Source organism: Agrobacterium sp. rho-8.1, from assembly GCF_033957725.1.
In the GTDB taxonomy this organism is placed as follows: Bacteria; Pseudomonadota; Alphaproteobacteria; order Rhizobiales; family Rhizobiaceae; genus Agrobacterium.
The window spans coordinates 1-22,611 of the sequence record NZ_CP192789.1; the positions used below are offsets into that span (position 1 = coordinate 1).

Genomic DNA, 22,611 nt, shown 5'->3' on the forward strand with positions numbered 1-22,611 from the left:
TGATACTGTTACTGTAATATCAATCTGCCTCGGTTGAGAACCAAAAAACCACCTGCTTTTCCTCCATTTTCCGTGCACACATAGCCAAATCCCTTCATTTACAGTCGATTCCGGGCTTTCTGGCTGGTTTCTATCCAAAAATACGCGCACTTATCTAGACCATCCGCACGTTCGATTGCGGATAATTTATATATTAACGCGCACAATCGATCTGCAAATATATATTTCTATATATGCAGCATTTTAAATTTAGTGATTTTATATCTTTATGTTCTTATCCTTCGATCTCACCTCTTTCCTTTAACAAGACACACCTATTCGTTCACGCAACTCATTGAGCTCGCGTCATCACCATTCGTTGCTCGTCCAACCATAAGCTAAACAAGCCATTTCAACGGGGTGCTGAAAGCTACCTCGTAACTGTATATGTGTGGCACCTCTCAGCGCCCCGAAATTATCAAACCGCACTTCCAGCCAGCATCCGGGCCCGCACGCCAGGCTGAAATCTAATCTTCCTCGTCTTCCTACTTCTCTGCCACTATCCGCATTCCAAACTCAGCCATGCTCGAAATACATCGACGCGCAATAAGAAAGCCCGTTCTGCCCATAGGGTCACCAACGGGTTATTCCGCCTGTGACCTGCCACTGAAGTTTCATCCGGCTGCGATTAGAGCCTCGGCGGTTTTTGATACGCCAAATGGCGCGGTGGGAGCAACCGGCGGCAACGCGAAGCTTCCACTTTGCGTAGCGTTGGAGCCGGTTGCGGCGATGATCCCGGCATAGTCCGCCGGGGTCTGGTATCCGAGCGATGAGTGCGGCCGGAAATTGTTATAGTCGTCGGCCCATTCCGCAATGGCGCTGCGGGCATGATCGAGCCCAAAGAACAAACTTTCATTGAGCAGTTCGTCGCGCATGCGGCCGTTAAAACTCTCGACATAGCCGTTTTGCATCGGTCTTCCCGGCGCAATGTAGTGCCACTCAACCTTATGATCCTTTGACCAGGCAAGGATGGCATTCGAGGTTAGTTCGGTCCCATTGTCTGAGACAATCATGCCGGGCTTGCCCCGTCGCTCGATAAGCGTCGTCAGTTCTCGCGCGACACGGCGGCCGGAGATCGATGTGTCCGGGATCGCCGCCAGGCATTCGCGCGTGACATCGTCGACCACATTGAGGACACGGAAGCGTCTGCCGCAGGCGAACTGGTCGTGGACGAAATCCAGCGACCAGCGGGCATTTGCCTTTGCTTCGACGAGGATCGGCGCACGCGTACCGACAGCACGACGCCTGCCTTTCCGCTTGCGCACGGAAAGACCTTCCTCGCGATATAGCCGGTAGATGCGATTGATACCAGACGGCTCTCCGTCTCGTCGAAGCAAGACGAACAATCGACGATAGCCGAACCGGCGGCGCTCATTGGCCAGATCGCGCAACTTCGCTCGCAGCTCTAACTCAGGTGGTCGACTGGATTGATAACGGACCGTCTTGCGGTCGGCAGATATGATCTGGCAGGCCCGCCGCTCCGAAAGCCCCATTGTGACCTTCAGATGCGTGACGGCTTCACGCTTGGCGGCAGGCCCTACCATTTTTTTCCAAGAAGCTCACGAAGAGCGGCAACATCCAGCATCTGCTCGGCCAACAACTTCTTCAGCGTAAGCATCCGGCGAAGGCCGCAGGTCAGGCCGCCTGAGCACTCAGCGTCTTGGGTGTCCAGTTCCACGGCAGGAGTTGCTCAAGCCTTCTGATCGGCGTGTCCGCAATGTTGGCGAGGACGTCTGCAAGCCAGGCCTGCGGGTCGATGTCATTGAGCTTGGCGCTCATGATCAGTGTCGCCATGAACGCCGCACGTTCAGCACCACGATCCGATCCGGCAAACAGCCATGACTTCCTGCCGAGTGCAAAGCCTCTGAGCGCTCGTTCGGCAGCATTGTTCGCCAGGCAAATCCGACCGTCATCGAGGAATGACGTAAAGCCATCCCATCGCTTGAGCATGTAATCTATCGCCTCGGCGACGGGAGAACTGCGCGACAATTTTGCCCGCTCGGTTTGGAGCCAGTCATGCAGCTCTTCTACGAGTGGCTGGCTGTCTTTGCGGCGGCGCTCCAGACGCTGCTCGGCGGCAAGACCGTTGATCTCCCGTTCGATATCGAACAGGGCATCGATCTGTTTGACGGCCTCTAATGCCATTGGCGAGATCGGCGCAGCTTTGCTGCCACGTTTGGCGTTCGCGGCGATGTCGGCCAGCACGAAGAACTTTCGGCGTGAATGTGCCCAGCAGAGTGCTTGGCGCAGAGGCGCGGGATCGCGATCTACCTTGAACAGCGGATTGTAGCCGCCATAAGCATCCGCCTGCAGAATGCCATAGAAGGCCTTCAGGTGGCGTACGGGATGCTCTTGTCGCCGGTCTCGCGACGCGTAGAACAGAGCTGCTGGCGGTGACAGCCCGCCAAACGGCCGGTCATCCCGGACATAGGTCCAGATGCGGCCCGTATCGGTCTTTCCCTTCGCCAGGATCGGTACGGTCGTGTCGTCGCCATGCAGTCGCTCGGCGGCCAGGACATGGGCCTCGATCAACGAATGGATTGGCTTCAGGGCCGCGGCGCACGCGCCGACCTGATCGGCAAGCGTCGACAGGCTGAGGTCGATCCCCTCTCGGGCATAGCGCTCGCTTTGGCGATTGAGCGGCTGATGCTGGGCGAACTTCTCGAACAGGATCATCGCCAGAAGGTTCGGGCCGGCAAAGCCGCGCGGCGTCACGTGGAAGGGTGCTGGCGGCTGCGTGATCTTCTCGCATTCGCGGCAGGAGAACTTCTCCCGCACGGTCTGAATGACTTTCCACTGACGCGGGATGACCTCCAGCGTCTCTGTGATATCCTCACCGAGCTTCGAAAGCTTGGCCGAGCCGCAGCAGGAACAGTTTGTTGGGGCAGCAATGACGACACGTTCGCGTGGCAGATGCTCGGGAAACGGCTTGCGTGACGGACGCTTGCGCTCGAAGACCCTAACGGTCGAGCCCTTGGCAACCATCTCCGCCGCGAGCTCGTCTTCGCCAGCATCAGCCTCCAGTTCCTCGAGCTGCAGTTCCATCTGTTCGAGAAGCCGCGCTTTGCGCTCGGAGCGACTGCCATAAAGCTCCCGGCGGACTTTCTCGATCTCCAGCTTCAACCGCGCGATCAGCGCCTCGGAGTGCGACACGAGCGCCTTTGCACTGGCGGCTTCTGCCTTGGCAGTCGCTGCTTCTACCTCGGCAGCAACACGCCGGGCACGCTCCGCCGCCAGGGCCGCAAGTGCGCTGGCAAGATCGTCGGGAAGCTGTTCGGCCGTATCGTTCATGGACTGATGGAATCATATTCTATCCAGCGATTCCAGCGTTTTTGCTCATCCGGCTGAGGTCGGTCTCCACGTTTTTTTTGGCATCCGCCAGTCGATACCTTCCAGCAAATAACTGAGCTGCGCCGGCGTAATCACGACCGTCCCATCGGCCGCCGACGGCCATATGAAGCGTCCCCGTTCCAGCTTCTTCGTGAACAGGCATGCTCCCTGGCCATCATGCCAGATGACCTTGATCAGGCCGCCGCCACGACCCCGGAAGACGAACAGATGCCCGCACATCGGATCGCGCTTCAGCGTCTCTTGCACCATCAGCGACAAACCGGGAAAGCCTTTGCGCATGTCCGTATGGCCGGTTGCCAACCAGACCTTCACACTAGCAGGAACAGGGATCATCGTCGCCCCAGCACACAATCGAGAATGCGGCCAAGCGCCTCCGCGTCTATGTCGCTGTCCACGCGGACACGGCGATCGCGGCCCAGCTCAATCGTCACATCGCTACGCTTCCGACGGGGTTGCGATGGGGCTGGCGCTTCTAAGGCGGCGGGCTGGGCTGCCGGCGCGGCCTCCGAAACGATCACGGGCACCAAGGTGCTCGATACCTGCTTCGACGGCTCCTCGATCCGGCAGAGTTCCTTGCGCCACCGAAAGAGCTGGCTAACGTGGATGCCGGCCGCACGGGCAATCTCGGAAAGAACCGCACCAGGCTCAAGGCAGGCTGCAACCAGCCGCTCTTTGTCCTCGCGAGACCAGCGCCGACGGCGCTCGACAGACGTGATCACTTCAATCGGATGCTTGGTCATAGGACTACTCCTAGTGTTTGCACTAGGACTTCCGATGTTCGCATCAACCTCGCAAGACGGCCCTCACCGTGGGCTTACTCTTCAGCTTTGCATTCTCGTCCTCAAGCGCCTTCAGACGCTTGGCCTCAGACACCTCCATGCCGCCGTATTTGGCCTTCCAATTATAAAAGGTCGCCTCGGAAATACCGTGCTTGCGGCAAAGATCAGCGGCCTTAACGCCCGCCTCCTGCTCCTTCAGCACACCAATAATCTGCTCTTCCGTAAATCTCTGCTTCTTCATAAGTCCGTCCTCGATGAGCCGGACTATAATCGAATCTGGAGGAAATTCTCAGTGGCAGGTCACCTGCACAGCGCGCATTTCATTGATCGAGTTCTGCTATGATGCCTGAGTACCATCAAACAAAACCCGCCACCTTCTCATCTGGGGCTGCCAACACGAGAACGCGACTTCAAACACTATAAAGGAAAAATATCTCGCCGTAAATCAAATTATGAATATTTTCCTATTTTGATTTGAAACATTTCGAAGCTATCCGAAGCGGACAATGCTCAGCCTACAAATGAAGCAGTAAATAACTCGCACTAAGAAGTTAACGCGTCTTAATCGCCCTCAAAATGGATTTAACTCATCTCACTCCTTGATAAGCCAAAAATGCGGCGGTATCGGCAACCGATAATGCCGACAAGCGGCTAAAAACAAAACATCCAGGCCGGATTTGATCGCACTGATTTCGCTGATTTCGTTGCAATTTTCAATGGCCGCATCAAGGGTATCAGCAACCTCTTCGAACCGTCGTTGAGGCGACAGATCGGTAACGCACACGCCGTGATAGGTCTCTCCCCGCCAAATAAGGGCATCAGTTTCCTCGTCGGGGAGCCAAGCTTGATGGGTGCAGTTAGGTAAAAATCTCGCTACGCGCTCTCTGAAATCAGATTTCTCAACATCACTTCCGGTATATTCTAACCAAACAAACAGATAAGGGTATAGAATACTCCCACTACACGCTTCGGCGCGATAGGAAACGTCAGAGCTGACTGGATGATTTAAAAGATCCTCATAATCTTGAAAACAAGTGGGATAATGTGAGTTAACGGTCAAAGCTAAGGTAGCTTGGCGGGCAATAGACTTCAACCAAGGTACGAATCGTGGTGTCGAACCCGTAATTTGAGCAAGATACATGACCAAGGCGATTTCGATCATGTGATCGTCTTTGAAGGGCGAATTCAGCGTGGGATTGGAATTCACTAACTGAACTATAGTGTCCAAAACACGATTCGTACTATCCTTCATCGCCTTCGCAAAATCAGGTTCTTGCTCCGCTAAGTTCCGAGACAGCATAGCTGTCCAACAACCGCGAATGGCCAAGCGCCCGAGGAGCTCAAACAAAGCCAAATTGACATCCAACGCTTCTCGTGACCTAACCGACGTAGAAAGCGCATGAAGAGCGTCACTATGCTTAAAGGCGGTTTTAGCGAGATACAGTTCTGAACAATTTAAATAAAGCTTGATAAATTGATCTAGAAGCACGCTTAGTTCTTGATCGTGTTTGCTAGGTCGGCGCCTGTTGGGTTGGGCGCGTACGATATTCCAACATAACATAACTCCAAGCTCAGAGACTGTATAAATGCTCTCGAGATTGTTCGCTTCGATAGCCCACGTAGTTACAGCATTCAAACAAATATAAGCTTGTCTTAGGCGAAGAAGCTGGTCACTCGGCGATAGTCCCTCTTCCAACAAGTCGTGTAAAAATATACGAGAATACTCGTAGCAAGCACTGGGCTCATTTACCATCGCGACCGCTTTTTGGAAATTTCGCCGGGGAGTCTCATCCAACAATTCACGTGCAAGCAAGCTCCGCATCATAAGATCAGCTAAGCGATCTCCGTTCCATTCCTGATATCTTACTTTTTCCGTTTCGTTTTCAGTTGAGTATCCGGCCCAATTCATAAGGACAGTTTCATCAAGCTCACCGCCACAACAAAGAATTACCCGAACCGGAAGTCCAACATATTCTGCAGCCACGTTTGTACGGAGGTAAACGTCACGAATCTCGTTTAGCTCGGGACGTACCGCCTGTACTCCACTATCCCAATCGCGCCTGGTAATATTCCCAGCCTTTATACAGAAAAGGTATAAGTAACGTTCCTTATCTTCGCCCCTGATTTTACCCACTGCGGCAATATCAACCCCGTTTTGGCGTGTTCCAATCATTGGCGTATTGAGCACTCGCAGGCCAACCTCTGCTAGCAAGTTAGGGAGCACAGACTTGTCTAGGTCCCCCCGCTCCTTGAGCGACGCTAAATACTCCTTGAGGATAATTTCCATGCTGGCTTCCGCTTCATCGCGCGAAAAAAAGTAATCATCGCATTAAATCCAACAGGATCCATAACAATCAAACGGGGTAATTCTACACTGTGTGAAAACTCTGAAAGTGTAGAAATATTCGGATGCTTTTTACCTTCCGCACTGTGGATAATAGAAAAGCTCTTTCGCCCGTATAGGAGTGTTTGATGTGTCATCAAACTGGCGAAAATTGAATGCTCGTGCGCTTGTTTCCGAATATCACGATTCCGATCACGATCTTTCATTGCAACCGCGCGCCGATGCTCAATTGATGGAAGTAGTTCTACTAAATCTTTTGTCGTCTCAAGACCCAAAATATGCGCATCATGTTTGGAAAGCAGCCTCTTTGCACACTCTGAGATACGTTTGGAAGAATTCGAGCACTGTTTTTCGAGGAAAACTCTTAGATCGCCGCCATAGCTCAGTAGCAAAGGATCAAACAAAAGTTTTTCCACTGCTGATTGAGCTTCAGATTGCCCATATTTGACGATACTCAAAAGGATTGATGCAGCAGTCACCTCTCGATGCCACAAAAAACCTATACACTTGCGTGCCATAAATATTTGATCATCTACGTGTGGTGGGAGATGTAGCTTTTGCAGCCAAACTTCGTTTGGTCCATCACTTGCACCAAGTAGTTCTGCTAAGAATGAGCAGAGACTGAATTCGCCCTCACTGAGCCAACCCGCACAAAGATACGACAAGTATTCCGGGTTACCCCAGACCCAATTTGAAAAACTATAATAATCTCTCTTCCTAGCCTTCTCATCAAGACGAGGAATGCAAGTACCAAAAACGCGCGCAACCTTTACAAAAACCCAACGATCATCGTTTTCTTTGATCGCGTTATTTAGATTATTGAGTGTCGCCGCGCTATTTGACGGTAATGTCTCGAGAATATCAATAACCTCCTCAATGCTCTCTTTTGGTAGGCCCCTCTCATGATAGAATAGCATAGCAGAAAGAAAGCTTATTTCGGCTTCGTCGGCTCGCGTTGGTATTGCTCGAATAAATTCTCTTTGACGATAGGATTCCGAAGGAACAAGTTTTTCCCAAAGTCGAAAAGCAGTTTCAATAGCCGCAAATCTTAGCTCTCTATCAGTTTGAAATTTGATGACATCAAGAGCACTGTCTACGCCTCGTTTTATGCTACCGACTGATACAGTCTCAAATCGACCAAGTGCTTGCAGCCCAACTGCTACGACAGACAAATCTGATTGCGCGATGAGATCAAAAGCCAACGACTCATCACCAACACCAACAACCGCGAACACTCCATGCGCTAAGCAAAGATCATTAAGCTCTTTGACGCCGTTAACAATCTCGCGAGCCTTCGTCAGGTTGTTTTTGGACCAAGTTACGAGCGACGAATTTGGAATGCCGGCCGCACCATCCGAACCTGCTTTTTTTACCAGTTTTTGAACTAAACTTAAAACTTCGAGATACGAGCAATCGAGATTAGGAATGGCCTTATTTAAGGGATGCACCACTCTCCAAAAATCTTCGTGGACAAGAGCCTCAATTGCAGACAAATTCTGAGCGGATACTAAATTGATTGAACCAGCGTTGTGTAACTCGCATAAAGTGTCACCTAACTCTCTTCGCTGAGGCCGTATTTCTTCGGATAACAATGCTTGTATCAAACAGTCTTGCTGCTCGGCGTGAATCAAATCTGAGCGTGGATCACGTAAGATGTTCATGTGTAAAAGCCGAATCGTTGAGATAAGCCTATTTTAGCAACTTTCCCGCTCATTGCGCGGCTACAATTACAATCAAATTAATTTGCGACAGATTATCGCTTCAAATACTGTACTAGCCACACAATATCGCACGGTTAGTTGTTTGACGTCCTTACCGAACCATTCCCGCCAAACTCAACGCAGCTATGCTTGAACTATGCTGTAGCTACTTAACTATGCTCATCACGTTCTTGCAGAAAAATTAGCCAATCCGCTCCTTCGCAGTCCTCATGCTCAGTCGTTCCCACCCGACAAGCACAAGGCTCGCCGCGACGATAAGAACTGCGCCGATGAAGACGTTGATGGCCGGTACTTCCGTCCAGATGGCATAACCATAGATGAAGGCCCAGATCAGGCCGGTATATTCCACTGGCGCGAGTGAGGATGCGGGCGCGTATCTGAAGCCTTCGTAGAGAAGATATTGCCCGATTGTCGACACCAGCCCGACCCCGATCATGAGAAGCCAGCCCTGCACATCAGGGTTTTTCCAGAGCCAGGGCAAGGACAGTGCGCAGGCGATGCCGAACAATGCGCTGGTGGCATACATCTGCGTCAGCGTCGTTTCGCTTCTGCTGACAAGGCGAATGAGGATGGTGCTCCACGCCCAGCAGAAGCCTGCGACGATACAGAGTGTTGCGGGGAGCCAGTTTGGGGAGTTGGCGGGGTTTGCAGCCACGACGACGCCGACGAAACCCACCGCACAGGCTATCCAGCGGCCTGCGCCGACTGTCTCCTTCAGCACAAAGATGGAGAGGACCATGACCATGATGGGTGCGGAGAAATAGAGCGTGGTGAGTTCCGCAAGCCCCAGATATCGGGCGGAGCTGTAGAACAGCATCCATGCGGTGAGCATGAGTGCTGCGCGAATGATGACGGTGCCGCGGTATTTGCTTTTTAGGATGGAGGGGTGGCGGTAGCGATGTGCCAGTATGCCGGTGATCAGAACGATGACGGCGCTTCGCACAAAAAGGATCTGCGGGACCTCGTAGCTTTCGACAAGCCATTTGACGAGCAAATCCTGCAACGCGAAACAGGAGTAGCCCATGGCCGCCAGCCCGATGCCGAACAGCGGCCTTGCTTCCAATGATCCTGCCATGCGTTTCACCACGATACTGCTGATGATCTGTCCTAGCCGAGTCCCGTGGTATGATCCATGGCGATTGAATCGATTCTATCGGAGCCAGCCATCGGTGCGCGCCGGAAACCACTGGCAGCGGCAAATTCGGGAGCTTCCGGCCGTTGCACGTCAAAAAGTTTTGAGATCCGATTGTTCACAGATAACGTTTTCGCGATGGCAGGTGAAACATCTCGTGCTCACATATCGCTATGCCTATGTAATTGGCTGAGGTTAGAAGAGGAGACGGAATGAGCGAGAAATATGGTCCCCACGTCCTGATGGGAACACTTGCTGAGCGAATGGCGGCCCATTACCAAACAGATGCAAACCTGGAGTTGGGCCCGCACCTTGCGCACTACATGGAAGAGGTCGAGATCAACATTGCGGCTCACAGTTTCGACCACGTCGGGTTCATGTCCAAGATTCACGACCGGCTGGAAAAAACGCTGTTGGTACCCTCGGGTGTTCGGCGCGACGCTTTTCTGCAGGCCGTTGTTGCCTCGCTTCGGGACCGGATAGACCGGCATACTGTGGTGGCCGCCGGTTAGCATTGGCGCTAGCTTCGTGCGCGTTGCACTTGCCCCGGTGCGAAATAGGCGGTGGACGCAAAGCCGAGGTCCGTGGGCCGGCACCGGCTGCGGCAAAACGACAGATTGTTGACGATGCAGTTTGGGCGTAGCGCTATCTGACGACAGACCGTGTCGCGTGATAGCCTGGAAGTGTCCAAAATGATGGATCCCGATTGGGTCGATTGGTTCCCCATAATCCTCTTGCCGCTCAAGATTATCGTGCTGGGGGTGGGGATGTTTTACGCCATCAAGTGGCATCACGACCAGGCGAAGAAGGACAGGGAAACTGGTGGACACTAGGGCGGATCGACATTCATCGTAGCCAGATCATAATTGCAGCGAGATGGATGAACGCTGTGAAGTGAATGGTCCGTCGTTCATAACGCGTGGCAAATCGCCTGAAATGCTTGAGGCGATTGAAGCACCGCTCGATGCGGTTTCGATGTTTGTAGATGATCGGATCGTGAGAGATGATGATCTTGCGAGTGCGGTTGGAAGGGATGACTGCCTCGGCATTCATGGCCTTGATCGTCGCCCGCAAGGCATTGCTGTCATAGGCTTTGTCGCCAAGTACGGCTTTGCCTGCCTGTCCCTCGAGAAGCGCCGGTGCCTGCGTGATGTCACCGACCTGACCGGCCGTTACGATGAAGGTAAGCATCCGGCGAAGGCCGCAGGTCAGGCCGCCTGAGCACTCAGCGTCTTGGGTGTCCAGTTCCACGGCAGGAGTTGCTCAAGCCTTCTGATCGGCGTGTCCGCAATGTTGGCGAGGACGTCTGCAAGCCAGGCCTGCGGGTCGATGTCATTGAGCTTGGCGCTCATGATCAGTGTCGCCATGAACGCCGCACGTTCAGCACCACGATCCGATCCGGCAAACAGCCATGACTTCCTGCCGAGTGCAAAGCCTCTGAGCGCTCGTTCGGCAGCATTGTTCGCCAGGCAAATCCGACCGTCATCGAGGAATGACGTAAAGCCATCCCATCGCTTGAGCATGTAATCTATCGCCTCGGCGACGGGAGAACTGCGCGACAATTTTGCCCGCTCGGTTTGGAGCCAGTCATGCAGCTCTTCTACGAGTGGCTGGCTGTCTTTGCGGCGGCGCTCCAGACGCTGCTCGGCGGCAAGACCGTTGATCTCCCGTTCGATATCGAACAGGGCATCGATCTGTTTGACGGCCTCTAATGCCATTGGCGAGATCGGCGCAGCTTTGCTGCCACGTTTGGCGTTCGCGGCGATGTCGGCCAGCACGAAGAACTTTCGGCGTGAATGTGCCCAGCAGAGTGCTTGGCGCAGAGGCGCGGGATCGCGATCTACCTTGAACAGCGGATTGTAGCCGCCATAAGCATCCGCCTGCAGAATGCCATAGAAGGCCTTCAGGTGGCGTACGGGATGCTCTTGTCGCCGGTCTCGCGACGCGTAGAACAGAGCTGCTGGCGGTGACAGCCCGCCAAACGGCCGGTCATCCCGGACATAGGTCCAGATGCGGCCCGTATCGGTCTTTCCCTTCGCCAGGATCGGTACGGTCGTGTCGTCGCCATGCAGTCGCTCGGCGGCCAGGACATGGGCCTCGATCAACGAATGGATTGGCTTCAGGGCCGCGGCGCACGCGCCGACCTGATCGGCAAGCGTCGACAGGCTGAGGTCGATCCCCTCTCGGGCATAGCGCTCGCTTTGGCGATTGAGCGGCTGATGCTGGGCGAACTTCTCGAACAGGATCATCGCCAGAAGGTTCGGGCCGGCAAAGCCGCGCGGCGTCACGTGGAAGGGTGCTGGCGGCTGCGTGATCTTCTCGCATTCGCGGCAGGAGAACTTCTCCCGCACGGTCTGAATGACTTTCCACTGACGCGGGATGACCTCCAGCGTCTCTGTGATATCCTCACCGAGCTTCGAAAGCTTGGCCGAGCCGCAGCAGGAACAGTTTGTTGGGGCAGCAATGACGACACGTTCGCGTGGCAGATGCTCGGGAAACGGCTTGCGTGACGGACGCTTGCGCTCGAAGACCCTAACGGTCGAGCCCTTGGCAACCATCTCCGCCGCGAGCTCGTCTTCGCCAGCATCAGCCTCCAGTTCCTCGAGCTGCAGTTCCATCTGTTCGAGAAGCCGCGCTTTGCGCTCGGAGCGACTGCCATAAAGCTCCCGGCGGACTTTCTCGATCTCCAGCTTCAACCGCGCGATCAGCGCCTCGGAGTGCGACACGAGCGCCTTTGCACTGGCGGCTTCTGCCTTGGCAGTCGCTGCTTCTACCTCGGCAGCAACACGCCGGGCACGCTCCGCCGCCAGGGCCGCAAGTGCGCTGGCAAGATCGTCGGGAAGCTGTTCGGCCGTATCGTTCATGGACTGATGGAATCATATTCTATCCAGCGATTCCAGCGTTTTTGCTCATCCGGCTGAGGTCGGTCTCCACGTTTTTTTTGGCATCCGCCAGTCGATACCTTCCAGCAAATAACTGAGCTGCGCCGGCGTAATCACGACCGTCCCATCGGCCGCCGACGGCCATATGAAGCGTCCCCGTTCCAGCTTCTTCGTGAACAGGCATGCTCCCTGGCCATCATGCCAGATGACCTTGATCAGGCCGCCGCCACGACCCCGGAAGACGAACAGATGCCCGCACATCGGATCGCGCTTCAGCGTCTCTTGCACCATCAGCGACAAACCGGGAAAGCCTTTGCGCATGTCCGTATGGCCGGTTGCCAACCAGACCTTCACACTAGCAGGAACAGGGATCATCGTCGCCCCAGCACACAATCGAGAATGCGGCCAAGCGCCTCCGCGTCTATGTCGCTGTCCACGCGGACACGGCGATCGCGGCCCAGCTCAATCGTCACATCGCTACGCTTCCGACGGGGTTGCGATGGGGCTGGCGCTTCTAAGGCGGCGGGCTGGGCTGCCGGCGCGGCCTCCGAAACGATCACGGGCACCAAGGTGCTCGATACCTGCTTCGACGGCTCCTCGATCCGGCAGAGTTCCTTGCGCCACCGAAAGAGCTGGCTAACGTGGATGCCGGCCGCACGGGCAATCTCGGAAAGAACCGCACCAGGCTCAAGGCAGGCTGCAACCAGCCGCTCTTTGTCCTCGCGAGACCAGCGCCGACGGCGCTCGACAGACGTGATCACTTCAATCGGATGCTTGGTCATAGGACTACTCCTAGTGTTTGCACTAGGACTTCCGATGTTCGCATCAACCTCGCAAGACGGCCCTCACCGTGGGCTTACCGATGAAGCGCAATGGACGGCCGAGCGCATCGGCCAGCATGTGGATCTTGGTGGTCAGTCCACCTCTGGAACGCCCCAGCGCCTGATCCTTGGCCCCCCTTTTCCGCTCGCTGCCTGTTGATGGGCGCGCACGATGGTGCTGTCGATCATCAGATACTGGTTGTCCCGGTCCAGCGTCAGCGCGTCGAATACCCGCTCCCAGACACCTGCATGGCACCAGCGACTGAAGCGGCGATGAACCGTCTTCCACTTGCCATAGCGCTCCGGCAGGTCCCGCCAGTGTGCGCCCGAGCGCAGAACCCACAAACAACCGTTTACAAACAGCCGGTTATCAGTTCCGCTCCGGCCTGGATCACCTGCCTTGCCTGGCAACAAGGGCGCAATTCTCGACCATTGCGCCTCATTCAACTCGTAGCGTCTCACAGCCATAATCGGCCTCCGTGCTCAACACGGTGCCCTATGAATCAGCGATCAACTGATTTGGGAATCCTGAATGTCGATCCGGCCTAGCCTTCAGCAAGCGGCTTGTTCGGCAACAATGGCGCAATAACAGTCCGTTCGAAATCGGTGAGATCAAACCGGCGACGGGTCATCACGGGCCTCCCAATCAAGGCCGCAGTGAATCGAAAGCAGATCCATTTGAGAACCGGTTTATGAATGCGCAGCCTGGCGATGGGCGCATGGGATGAAACGAACGGTCTGCCTTGGTTTCTTCTTGGGAATGCTCGTCCAGCATCTGCGTTGATTGACGACATTAGAAATCACACCCGGGACGCAACGACGCCACTGGAAGGGACATCTCCCCATCAGTTCACGATGCAGGAATGGGATCCGAAGAAAATAATGCATTATAAAGGGTGGGATCAGAATCCAAGTCTAACAAATTTATGCTATAAGACGTCAGTAAAGTCTCGTTTTCTAGAATAGAGAAACCGGAATTCTCAAGACTATCAAGAATTTCCTTCATATCAGAGATGGAGCCGGTGAGAGCAAATGCCGCGGCGAAGGGGCCGACGAAGGATAGCTTGATGCAGAACTGTTTGGTATCGGCAGACGCAATCAATGTGCGACAGACATCGGTGTTAGGCTCTGTGTCATCCGCAACCGTAAAGCCGATTGTCTTCAATTTTTCTTCTATCTCCGAATGGAGATTATTTTCCAGGGCCAATCTGACAAAGCTATAATCCGGATTTTCCAAATCCTTATATGCGTCGGAAATGTAACGATCGAAATCTACCATAGAATGCTCTCCTAACGTACCTTACGAAGACGGAACAGGCGTTTCAGGGCCTGCCGGGTGCCCGTGAATCCGTCCGTCATTCCCTTGGTGAACTCTGACTTTCGTTTGACTGCCGCCGCCGGGGCCCTTGCCGATAGGGCGCCCGAAATCATGATCCTTGACATTGGGGCGACCTGGAACCGGCGTGCCTTTTTGCCACGCTTCCTGCGTCAAGTCATCGGCTTCCTGGCGATCACCATCGAAAGTGGATGTGGGTTTGCCCTGCTTTTCACGGTTCTTGTTTTGCGGCGTTCCTTTGACGTGGCCGTCCTGTTTCTGGTCCGCGATCTCAGGCGCTGCTGGCGGACACTCGCCAGTGCATTCACCGGGCTCTTCGTCGGACGTTTCCGCGTGGCTTTTGTTGTACATTTGGTAGAGTTCATACGCGCCGTAAGCAAGCAGTGCCGCACCGAGCGCAATTCCAAGCGGGCCACCGATCAACGCAGGAGCGGCACGTGATGCCACTCTTGCCGCGACACTGGCGGCCGTGCGGGCCTCGACGCCGCCGATTGCGAGTGAACTCACGTTCTTGCCCCCGTCATCGCAGCGTTCGCCATGAAGCCCATCATCTCGTCCAGACGCTTATCCGGGTTTTCTCCTTTCAGATGATCACGGATGTCAGGCGACTGGATGAACCGTCCCTCGCTTGCGCTCATCAGATAGGTCCATTGATAAAAACCACGTTCTGTCCGAAGGCCGTATGTACGCGCCTGCTGCTCATACCGTTCCATGCAGACAAGCGCCTCTTCATCGTTCAGACCCTCCAGAAGATGCGGTACTGACGTCCGAAACAAGGCAGCCCGCTTTCGGCGCGACGCCTCAAGGCGAATATCGGCCATCGCATCGATGTTCTGTTCACTCAGGGTCAAAATGCCGTGCTGCTGCGGGACGCCGTCCCTCTGCCGCGCACGCTTCACGCCGCCGCCCCATGTTGCATCCGGCGCAAAGATAATCTGCTCTGCAGGACCAAAGAGGATTGCCGTCTGGGTTTCATCCAGAACAGGAATGACCTGCATCATGACATTCGCATCGGCATGACGAAAAATCACGCGCTCATAGCCACGCAAACTCGACGTATCTGCACTGTCATCCTCTTGACCGGCAACAGCAATGTCGCGGCCATCTCCCGCCCCCGGCATTCGCGTATTTTTATCGCCCTTGGCTGACGTGGGCACGCGGACCGTATTCATACCGCGCAGGTGTCGATAAAGGTCCTGAGCGGCGAAATCGTTATCCCCCGACCAGAACATCAGTGCCGGCTTTTGATCACTCAACGAGATGATTTTCTGGAGACGCTCGATAACCAGTGCCGGATCGGCCTCGTCACTCGGCAGCATACCCCCGCCGGTCGGGTCGCCCGCCTTCAAGGATGACACCATCTGGGCGGACAAAGCCGCGGAACGGGCTTCCAGGTCCTCATCGGAAACATCACCCTCAGCGGCATCATGGGAAGAACGGTCACTCGAATGGGGCAACGCAGCCTGATACGGGTTCACCAGCCAAGGCCCGCCGATGATGACGGCATGGTCTCCTCCCGCAAAGCGATACAGCGGTCGATGGAAGACATCGGCCTGCTTCAACAGGCGCGGTAGATCGTTGAACTGCGAACCGTCCATGACGGCATAAACGCGCTTGTCGGTATCGGATGCGAGGTCCGAAACGCTTTTCACCAAAGCCTGAGCGACTGACGACAGAGGCGTCTCATCAATGGCATCCGGCATCATGCCATCTATCCCCGCACCGTCGGCATCGATTGGGAGGCCATGCTCTTCTGGCACTCCGTTCCACCAGCACCAGAACCAGCACCTGGGCCTGAACCACCCTCATCTCCGATGAAGACGTTGGATGAACCCGTTTGTGCCTGTCCACCACAGTCGATCGCATCGCCGATACGACCGGCCGGCTTGCCGTTTATGAAGACGGTGGACGAGCCAGCGGCCAGCTTGCGGCCATGGGTGGGTTCGGGGCAGACCGGGCAGCCGTGGGATACATAGGCGTCACCGACGCGCATCAAAGGCTTGTTGTTGACGTAGACGTTCGGACTGCCACCGGTCGCGAGCGTGGGCGGGAAGTGGCAGGAATGGCCGGAGCCTATGTCAGTTCGGCGATGTGCGGCAGGCATCAATTAAAGCTCCAAATTACAAGCTCAATCCCAGAAACCAATATATTTTTCCGTATTCTCTATAAAATTATCAAGTTGCTCCATACTCTTATCACTGATAGTTTTCTGTGGAAGTATATAATCCCAAGGAGCATTGCTATCAGTTACTACTCTGACCATAACCGATGCACCACCGTAACTAAGAAGGTTAAATCCTCTCTTAACTAATTTACGGGCATCTTTCACTACTTCCTTCACCTCCTCTTTAGCTCGTTTGGCAAACTCATCTTTCAAAGGTATATCTTCTGTAAGTAAATATATATAATAAATAATTCCCCATTCCAAATCTCCCGATTCAGAACCGACTGTAATGTGCAGCACCGCCTCTACACTAGGAGGACCAAGATTAAATTGACTTACCTTATACCCCTCACCTGGAGAAGGATGCATAACGTAGAGATTACCACTAGGAAAAACTAAGCTACCTCCAGCAGTTCGAACATATATAGGTATCTGCGAAGGAGTCGCTGTTACGTTGAGGCCAGCAGTTTTAACAATATAGTATTTAAAGTCACGCCGTTGAAGACCGTCAGCGTCTACCCCTGTACCAATTACAGACCTTTCATTTAGAAATTCCTTCCATCCATCAACAGTCGAAAAATCAAAACTATCCTTTGAGTAAAAATCACGAACATCTTTCGCAATATCATCTAACTCATTTTTATTCTGTAAATCTGACATATAAGCCTCACTATCTAAAGGAAGACGCGGATCAAAACTACTGAAGACTAAATCTTTTATCAATCTGGTCTGCCGTTTTTGGTGATAACATTCGAACGAAATCAACTATCCGCCGAATATATTCTTCCGAAAGAACTGGATTCGTCTGGGTCATCAGATCACGAACAAATCGGACTAAATCACCGGAACTAACAGGGATATCCTTATCTAATATACCCATTACCGAGGAGCATTCTTTTGCAAGCTCGAAGCCATATCTTGACATCGCATTCAACTGAAGAGATGCAGAACACGATGAGTCAATTATCCCGGACCTCCTAAGAGATAACAAAAGAGATGGATCATCCAAATCGTAAATACATTTTCTCAACCCTTCTGTCGTAATAGCTATCGAATTCAAATAGTAAACCTTGAGATGCATAAAACTTTCAGGATTACACACATTGGAAATTGCCGCTACTTTCCCGCATTTGTCGGCTGAGCATACTTCAAAAAACTTACTCCGTTGTAATTGGTCCCTCCAGACAGGCATGTAGAACGCATACCTATCTAAATCAAATGGCGTACCTTTTTCCTCGCGTGCAGCAAGTACGAAGTCATAAACATCTTGCAAATCTTCAACAAAATTTGGATTTCTATCCATCAACCCATTTAGTGATTGATATATATCAGCATCATACTTAAAATATCCGTGATCTCCGTTTCTTACTATTCCCTTCAAATAACTGATAATTTCCATGTCAGAGACAGTGCCTACTAAAGCAGAGACATATCCTGCCTGTAGAATTGCGGGCGCGAAAGAAGCATCTGTTTTTCTGCCTATTTTCACAGCGCATTCCGCCGATAAGTTAACGCCCAAGTATACTGAATCAACAGACCCGTCGTCTCGTAATGCGCGTTCTGCGGTACAATCTGCTGAGATTCCATAGTTTGGTTGCAAATAACAAAACAAAAAAATTGCAGCAAATTTTGTTAAGAGCAAAAACGATCGAAAAAACATAAATTATTCCTAGTTCAGATTTATCCTGTTGCCCTTTAGATCTATTTTTAATCCCGTGATCTCAATAGTTCCATCTTTCCTCATAACAAATTTTGACTTTCCACAACGAACTTCGAATGTCTCCTTGGCATGAATAAATTTTCCTTCTCTTATGCTTTCGAAAGAGCTTCGATGAACTCGCTCTATTTTATTTGCTCCAACTGTCAAAGTGTATGACATACCAATTGCGTTTGTGGCGGAATTTAGAACTTGCATAGTCATTGAAGACCGAACAAACGTATGAAAATCACGTCCTACAGCAACAATCATATTTCCTCCCCCCTTTAGATTATCACTTTTCGCCGTCAATGAATAAGCAATACCTAACAGATTGGAATTAAACGGACTGAATTTTTCTGAATAATTATTCCACAAGTCACGAGATCCGACTGTGATCGCATAACTACCGCCGACTACATTATCCAAATTGCGTGAGATCGCAGAGTATTTCGATCTTCCTATACTTTCTACATAAGAAGAATCCACTCGCTTTGACATATTATTTTCTACGTGAATATCATAATCTCTTTGAGCATGAATGTATATTTTCTCATTTTCAGTTTCATCGTCAAAACTAATTTCGTTAAAGCCGACGCCCTTATGAGTATTGGTCCTGAACGTGCTCTTCGTCTTGTTCGCCGGCAAATCATAAGGCACCTTCTGCCTCGCATTCGGCACCACCCCCGTCACCAATGGCCGATCCGGATCGCCGTCCACGAACGCAACCATGACCTCCATGCCGATGCGCGGAATGATCTGGCCTCCCCAGCCCCCGCCAGCCCAGCTCTGTGCTACCCGAACCCAGCACGTATCCGTGCCATCCTTCTTCGCCTTGCGGTCCCACGGGAACCACAGCTTGATGCGGCCATATTGATCGGGGTGGATTTCCTCACCTTCTGGACCGGCCACGATGGCGACCTGCGTGCCCTCGATCTTCGGGCGCTTGGTCGTGCGGTGAGGGGTCAGCGGTACGCGAGCGGGGATGGCCTCGAATTGGTTGCGGTATTCCGGCTCGTTACTGTTCGTCTCGTATGAGCGATCCACAATGGTATGGCTGGCTCTGATGATCACATGCTCTTCGTATTCGTGCTCGGGATGGGCTTCCTCGTAGGGGGTGAAGCGACGACCGGCTTCGAGAATACGCGATGTCGAACCACCGAAGACCCGGTCATGATCGGCCTCGATGGATTGTGCCCGCAGCTTTTGGGCGCGTTCTGCCTCATCCACCGTCCTGATGCGGGCCGGGTATTCATAAAGCTCGCGCTTGGTCGCATCTGGCATTTGCACCAGAGACGGCATCATCGTACCCGGCACCATGCCCGGCGTCTCGAAGTTCCAGTCGGCACCGGCGCGCTGGCCAGGCACATAGGAAAAACGACGGGCCCAGTCGTTGATGTGGTTGCGATCCGACGAGCCCTGTGCCAGTCTCACTCTGCCTTCGCCCTGAGCCGAGGGCGATGGTCCAAGCCATCCATTGGCGGTATCGGCCACATGCAGCTTGTGAGAGCCGTCCTCATGGCTGAAAAAGTAGTATAATCCGTCCTCCTGAAAGCGACGTAAGAGATAATCAAGGTCAAGTTCGTTAAACTGGACGCTGTATTCTTGTGCAGGCGGAGGTTTGATGATCCCCGATGTATCCGGTGCGGGAATGCCGTGCTCGGAAAATAGCGTCTCGACGATATCGATCGAGGTCTTGTTCTGCCAGATACGGCAATCGGAGCGACGGGAGAGTAGCCACATCTGTGGACGAATGGTCATGGCATAGGAGCGCAGGCCACGGGTAATGGGTGGGCCTTCATGAAGGTCCGTCACGAGGCCGTTGAAGGGACGGCGGACACCGCTACCGTCTTCACCATCGCCCTGCTGAACCTCGACCGATACATCGACCAGACGCCCGATCAGCTCTTCCGGCTTGACCGCTTCCTTCTTGGCGCGGACATTCAGCTGTATCTCGAACAGCTGTGAAACACCTTCATTAATCACCATGCGCTCGGGCAGCAACTGGTCTTCGCCCAGCGGCGACTTGACCTTCAAAACACGGCTGGCCTGGATGAAATCGGACGACGACGGCTGGTCGGTCATGGGGAACCCCGGTGATCGGAAATATCAATCAAATGTCAAAATCGGAACATAATGCAATCATTCATTGTGTCAACGATGTAAATTTTGAAAATTTCGTCGGTATTATTCGCGTTGGTTGCGTCGCCCTGCGAGGGCATAATAGGCCATCGCTTCCACATCAGCGTCAAGCTCAACTGCGTCAGGGAACAGATCGCCGTCCGATCGGTTCACCTCTGCAGGGCGTAACGCCTGATAGAAAACAAGGGAGAAGACGATGGATATTCCACAGAACACGGTCGTTGCCGTTGCGGATGGTGAAAAGCTGAGCCTTTTCAAAAATGATGGCGACGCACAGAATGTAAAGCTGACGGCGATGCAGAATGCGGATGTCGATGACACCAAGATTTCATCCGGCGCTCGCCATTCCAGCAGCTCGGCAAATCCCGATGACAGCCAGCAGGACGAGGATGGCTTTAGTGCAGGCGTTGCTCAGATGCTGAACAAGCAGGTTCTGGATGGCAAGATCAAGGGGCTCGTGATCATTGCAGCGCCGCGCACGCTGGGCGAGATGCGCAAGGCGTATCACAAGTCTCTGTCTGACGTGTTGCTGGGCGAGCTTGACAAGGACCTGACGGGACATTCGATTCAGGAAATCGAAAAGGCGCTGGCTGCAGCCTGACCTTCAACTGGCGGGAATGGACGGCTACGGCCGCTCCATTCAGCTGGCGCGGCGGCGCTTGAAGCGCCGTGTCACGCGCTCCTTGACCCCACTTGGACGTTCGGGATCGGCAATATCCGATTCCGCAAAGAGTTCTTCGTCAACCGTCAAATCCCGCATCGGCACGTCGACCAGGCCGCGACCGCTTGCTCGGTTCAGGGCGTCGATTGCGCGGATGACCGAGCCGCGTGTTTCGATCTCACCCTGCAGCTCCTGCGGGTCGCAGCCTAGATGTTCCGAGATCAGGCCGTTGCGGTGCTCGGTGATTTTGGCAGACAGAATGCCCTGATCCGGACGGGCCTCGATGACCACATCGCATTCGGAATCATATCCCATCGAGCGGTTGTTGAGATTGGCCGAGCCGATCTTGATCAGGCGATCGTCAGCGATCATGACCTTGGCGTGAACATAGATCGGCGTTCGCTGGTCATTGACGGGATACATCAGCCTGAAACGGCCATGCGTGTCCGCGTCGCGCACCAGCTTCATCAGGCGGATCCGCGCCGAGTCCATGGCTTTTGCTTCCAGCCAGCCTTCCGCACCATCGGGGTTGATGAGAATGATCTCGGGGCCGTTGGTCTCTTGCAACCTGGCGGCAATGGCTTCCGCAACCTTGCGTGAGGCGAAATACTGACTTTCGATGTAGAGGCATGTTTTCGTGGAAGCGATAATGGCGAGTTTGGCGGCCTCGATCTCACAGACCTGCGACTGCTTGTCGAACTCTGGCAGCGTTCGAGCAATAGCAACCGAAATGTCGTGAAAATCGACATCGAGGGCATCGGGCCAGGGGTCGGACGATACGACGACAGGCTCCAGTGTCTCGGCTGTTGCGAGCTCCCAGCGCGTTCTTGCCAGCTGTCCCAACTCGGCTGCGGCATCGCCGGAGATGCAGCTTGTTACGTCATGCCAGGGCCCTTGGGAAAAACCCAGCGGGGACAGACGGCGTTTGTCGCTTTCCAGATGCTCGCGCGTATCCCAACGCCCGACAGTCATATCGATGCCGCCGCAAAACGCCACGCGATCATCGATCACGAGCAGTTTCATATGGTGGGCCGACAGGGGTGGATGCGCGCTATCGAGTTTCAGCTGCACGCGTTTGGAAAACAGCCAGCGCAGAATGTAAAACGGCGTCTCACCTCTGGTAATGGAGTTGATGAGGCCGATATCCCATTTCAGAATGCGCACGTCGAGGTCGTCGCGCCGTCTTGCCAGCCAGTTCAGAAAGCTGCCAAGTTTTTCTGGTGCTTCATCCTCGGCCTTGCCGGGCACAAGGTTGATGCGGGTATCGAAATCCCAGCCGACCATGAAAATCGACCGCTCCGCTTTCAGCATGGCGCTACGTGCATGCTGGAAAAACGCGGCGGCATCAACGATGACACTCACGCGATCAGCACCGGCTATCTTCCAGCACGTTTCGCCTTCGACAAGTACAGACGTCATTCCAAGCCCCACGCATTTTCTGTCGTGCGGTATAAGCCAGAATACGCCCCTGCAATAGCATAAATTTTCCCGAAACCTGTTTCGTCCGCCCCTGTCTTCGTCTAACTTGCATGTTCAATATATG

General features: G+C 53.6%; 21 protein-coding genes and 3 pseudogenes. 3 read left to right on the forward strand and 21 right to left on the reverse strand.

The genetic code is table 11. The features are described 5' to 3' along the window. Window positions 1-653: 653 nt before the first annotated feature. The 8 genes and pseudogenes from RMR21_RS14805 to RMR21_RS14840 all read right to left on the reverse strand — a co-directional run. A pseudogene (locus tag RMR21_RS14805) lies at window positions 654-1,648 on the reverse strand (IS3 family transposase); the annotation flags it as partial. 26 nt (window positions 1,649-1,674) lie between these two features. Then, the gene (gene tnpC / locus RMR21_RS14810) at window positions 1,675-3,330 is read right to left on the reverse strand and encodes an IS66 family transposase (protein WP_498667440.1); all 1,656 of its coding nucleotides are present in this window, start codon (window positions 3,328-3,330) and stop codon (window positions 1,675-1,677) included. Between the two features lie 45 nt (window positions 3,331-3,375). Next, window positions 3,376-3,723, reverse strand: a complete 348-nt coding sequence (gene tnpB, locus RMR21_RS14815; protein ID WP_498667441.1) for an IS66 family insertion sequence element accessory protein TnpB — start codon at window positions 3,721-3,723, stop codon at window positions 3,376-3,378. Then, the gene (tnpA, locus tag RMR21_RS14820; protein WP_498667442.1) at window positions 3,720-4,130 is read right to left on the reverse strand and encodes an IS66-like element accessory protein TnpA; all 411 of its coding nucleotides are present in this window, start codon (window positions 4,128-4,130) and stop codon (window positions 3,720-3,722) included. The genes tnpB (RMR21_RS14815) and tnpA (RMR21_RS14820) overlap by 4 nt, the downstream gene beginning before the upstream one ends. Before the next feature lie 79 nt (window positions 4,131-4,209). Then, window positions 4,210-4,410: pseudogene (locus RMR21_RS14825) on the reverse strand (transposase); the annotation flags it as partial. A 351-nt stretch (window positions 4,411-4,761) separates the two neighbouring features. Further along, entirely contained in the window at window positions 4,762-6,456 is a 1,695-nt protein-coding gene (locus tag RMR21_RS14830) for a hypothetical protein (RefSeq protein WP_498670244.1), read from the reverse strand. Then, on the reverse strand, window positions 6,429-8,174 hold the full coding sequence (locus RMR21_RS14835; protein WP_498670245.1) for a hypothetical protein: 1,746 nt from the start codon (window positions 8,172-8,174) through the stop codon (window positions 6,429-6,431). The genes RMR21_RS14830 and RMR21_RS14835 overlap by 28 nt, the downstream gene beginning before the upstream one ends. A 241-nt stretch (window positions 8,175-8,415) precedes the next feature. Continuing rightward, a complete protein-coding gene (locus tag RMR21_RS14840; RefSeq protein WP_498670246.1) occupies window positions 8,416-9,309 on the reverse strand; it encodes a DMT family transporter in 894 nt (297 codons plus the stop codon). 269 nt (window positions 9,310-9,578) lie between these two features. Here RMR21_RS14840 and RMR21_RS14845 point away from each other — a divergent pair, with 269 nt between their 5' ends. Together RMR21_RS14845 and RMR21_RS14850 are read left to right on the forward strand one after the other, a co-directional pair. Beyond that, a complete protein-coding gene (locus RMR21_RS14845; protein WP_498670247.1) occupies window positions 9,579-9,878 on the forward strand; it encodes a hypothetical protein in 300 nt (99 codons plus the stop codon). A gap of 180 nt (window positions 9,879-10,058) precedes the next feature. Next, window positions 10,059-10,199: a hypothetical protein gene (locus RMR21_RS14850; protein ID WP_498670248.1), complete on the forward strand. Its 141-nt coding sequence runs from the start codon at window positions 10,059-10,061 to the stop codon at window positions 10,197-10,199. 13 nt (window positions 10,200-10,212) lie between these two features. Here RMR21_RS14850 and RMR21_RS14855 read toward each other — a convergent pair whose 3' ends face one another. The 12 genes and pseudogenes from RMR21_RS14855 to tssI form a co-directional block, all read right to left on the reverse strand. After that, window positions 10,213-10,557: an IS5 family transposase gene (locus RMR21_RS14855; protein ID WP_498670249.1), complete on the reverse strand. Its 345-nt coding sequence runs from the start codon at window positions 10,555-10,557 to the stop codon at window positions 10,213-10,215. A 17-nt stretch (window positions 10,558-10,574) separates the two neighbouring features. Continuing rightward, window positions 10,575-12,230, reverse strand: coding sequence for an IS66 family transposase (gene tnpC / locus RMR21_RS14860; RefSeq protein ID WP_498667440.1), 1,656 nt, complete (start codon window positions 12,228-12,230; stop codon window positions 10,575-10,577). Window positions 12,231-12,275: 45 nt separating this feature from the next. Continuing rightward, window positions 12,276-12,623, reverse strand: a complete 348-nt coding sequence (gene tnpB, locus RMR21_RS14865) for an IS66 family insertion sequence element accessory protein TnpB (protein WP_498667441.1) — start codon at window positions 12,621-12,623, stop codon at window positions 12,276-12,278. Next, entirely contained in the window at window positions 12,620-13,030 is a 411-nt protein-coding gene (gene tnpA, locus RMR21_RS14870) for an IS66-like element accessory protein TnpA (protein WP_498667442.1), read from the reverse strand. The genes tnpB (RMR21_RS14865) and tnpA (RMR21_RS14870) overlap by 4 nt, the downstream gene beginning before the upstream one ends. Window positions 13,031-13,109: 79 nt before the next feature. After that, a pseudogene (locus RMR21_RS14875) lies at window positions 13,110-13,531 on the reverse strand (IS5 family transposase); the annotation flags it as partial. Window positions 13,532-13,919: 388 nt separating this feature from the next. After that, window positions 13,920-14,348: a hypothetical protein gene (locus tag RMR21_RS14880; protein ID WP_498670250.1), complete on the reverse strand. Its 429-nt coding sequence runs from the start codon at window positions 14,346-14,348 to the stop codon at window positions 13,920-13,922. Between the two features lie 21 nt (window positions 14,349-14,369). After that, window positions 14,370-14,912 carry a hypothetical protein gene (locus RMR21_RS14885; RefSeq protein WP_498670251.1) on the reverse strand — a complete coding sequence of 181 codons (543 nt, stop codon included), beginning with the start codon at window positions 14,910-14,912 and terminating at the stop codon, window positions 14,370-14,372. After that, window positions 14,909-16,165: a hypothetical protein gene (locus RMR21_RS14890; RefSeq protein WP_498670252.1), complete on the reverse strand. Its 1,257-nt coding sequence runs from the start codon at window positions 16,163-16,165 to the stop codon at window positions 14,909-14,911. The genes RMR21_RS14885 and RMR21_RS14890 overlap by 4 nt, the downstream gene beginning before the upstream one ends. Beyond that, a complete protein-coding gene (locus RMR21_RS14895; protein ID WP_498670253.1) occupies window positions 16,117-16,509 on the reverse strand; it encodes a PAAR domain-containing protein in 393 nt (130 codons plus the stop codon). The genes RMR21_RS14890 and RMR21_RS14895 overlap by 49 nt, the downstream gene beginning before the upstream one ends. A gap of 24 nt (window positions 16,510-16,533) precedes the next feature. Further along, window positions 16,534-17,292, reverse strand: coding sequence for a hypothetical protein (locus RMR21_RS14900; RefSeq protein WP_498670254.1), 759 nt, complete (start codon window positions 17,290-17,292; stop codon window positions 16,534-16,536). Continuing rightward, entirely contained in the window at window positions 17,267-18,229 is a 963-nt protein-coding gene (locus tag RMR21_RS14905) for a hypothetical protein (RefSeq protein ID WP_498670255.1), read from the reverse strand. The genes RMR21_RS14900 and RMR21_RS14905 overlap by 26 nt, the downstream gene beginning before the upstream one ends. A gap of 9 nt (window positions 18,230-18,238) precedes the next feature. Beyond that, entirely contained in the window at window positions 18,239-20,350 is a 2,112-nt protein-coding gene (tssI, locus tag RMR21_RS14910; RefSeq protein WP_498670256.1) for a type VI secretion system tip protein TssI/VgrG, read from the reverse strand. Window positions 20,351-20,603: 253 nt separating this feature from the next. Between tssI and RMR21_RS14915 the strand changes: the two genes are divergently transcribed. Then, window positions 20,604-21,008, forward strand: a complete 405-nt coding sequence (locus RMR21_RS14915) for a host attachment family protein (RefSeq protein ID WP_498670257.1) — start codon at window positions 20,604-20,606, stop codon at window positions 21,006-21,008. Between the two features lie 39 nt (window positions 21,009-21,047). Here RMR21_RS14915 and RMR21_RS14920 read toward each other — a convergent pair whose 3' ends face one another. Next, window positions 21,048-22,487: a phospholipase D-like domain-containing protein gene (locus tag RMR21_RS14920; protein ID WP_498670258.1), complete on the reverse strand. Its 1,440-nt coding sequence runs from the start codon at window positions 22,485-22,487 to the stop codon at window positions 21,048-21,050. Between the last annotated feature and the right edge of the window lie 124 nt (window positions 22,488-22,611).

What these genes read in the sequence shown, in the direction of transcription:
- tnpB (WP_498667441.1), bottom strand. Translation starts at nt 3,723, where the DNA reads ATGATCCCTGTTCCTGCTAGTGTGAAGGTCTGGTTGGCAACCGGCCAT.
- RMR21_RS14920 (WP_498670258.1), bottom strand. Translation starts at nt 22,487, where the DNA reads ATGACGTCTGTACTTGTCGAAGGCGAAACGTGCTGGAAGATAGCCGGT.
- RMR21_RS14840 (WP_498670246.1), bottom strand. Translation starts at nt 9,309, where the DNA reads ATGGCAGGATCATTGGAAGCAAGGCCGCTGTTCGGCATCGGGCTGGCG.
- RMR21_RS14845 (WP_498670247.1), top strand. Translation starts at nt 9,579, where the DNA reads ATGAGCGAGAAATATGGTCCCCACGTCCTGATGGGAACACTTGCTGAG.
- RMR21_RS14880 (WP_498670250.1), bottom strand. Translation starts at nt 14,348, where the DNA reads ATGGTAGATTTCGATCGTTACATTTCCGACGCATATAAGGATTTGGAA.
- tssI (WP_498670256.1), bottom strand. Translation starts at nt 20,350, where the DNA reads ATGACCGACCAGCCGTCGTCGTCCGATTTCATCCAGGCCAGCCGTGTT.
- RMR21_RS14835 (WP_498670245.1), bottom strand. Translation starts at nt 8,174, where the DNA reads ATGAACATCTTACGTGATCCACGCTCAGATTTGATTCACGCCGAGCAG.
- tnpC (WP_498667440.1), bottom strand. Translation starts at nt 3,330, where the DNA reads ATGAACGATACGGCCGAACAGCTTCCCGACGATCTTGCCAGCGCACTT.
- RMR21_RS14850 (WP_498670248.1), top strand. Translation starts at nt 10,059, where the DNA reads ATGATGGATCCCGATTGGGTCGATTGGTTCCCCATAATCCTCTTGCCG.
- RMR21_RS14895 (WP_498670253.1), bottom strand. Translation starts at nt 16,509, where the DNA reads ATGCCTGCCGCACATCGCCGAACTGACATAGGCTCCGGCCATTCCTGC.
- tnpA (WP_498667442.1), bottom strand. Translation starts at nt 13,030, where the DNA reads ATGACCAAGCATCCGATTGAAGTGATCACGTCTGTCGAGCGCCGTCGG.
- tnpB (WP_498667441.1), bottom strand. Translation starts at nt 12,623, where the DNA reads ATGATCCCTGTTCCTGCTAGTGTGAAGGTCTGGTTGGCAACCGGCCAT.
- RMR21_RS14915 (WP_498670257.1), top strand. Translation starts at nt 20,604, where the DNA reads ATGGATATTCCACAGAACACGGTCGTTGCCGTTGCGGATGGTGAAAAG.
- tnpA (WP_498667442.1), bottom strand. Translation starts at nt 4,130, where the DNA reads ATGACCAAGCATCCGATTGAAGTGATCACGTCTGTCGAGCGCCGTCGG.
- RMR21_RS14855 (WP_498670249.1), bottom strand. Translation starts at nt 10,557, where the DNA reads ATGCTTACCTTCATCGTAACGGCCGGTCAGGTCGGTGACATCACGCAG.
- RMR21_RS14905 (WP_498670255.1), bottom strand. Translation starts at nt 18,229, where the DNA reads ATGTTTTTTCGATCGTTTTTGCTCTTAACAAAATTTGCTGCAATTTTT.
- RMR21_RS14830 (WP_498670244.1), bottom strand. Translation starts at nt 6,456, where the DNA reads ATGGAAATTATCCTCAAGGAGTATTTAGCGTCGCTCAAGGAGCGGGGG.
- tnpC (WP_498667440.1), bottom strand. Translation starts at nt 12,230, where the DNA reads ATGAACGATACGGCCGAACAGCTTCCCGACGATCTTGCCAGCGCACTT.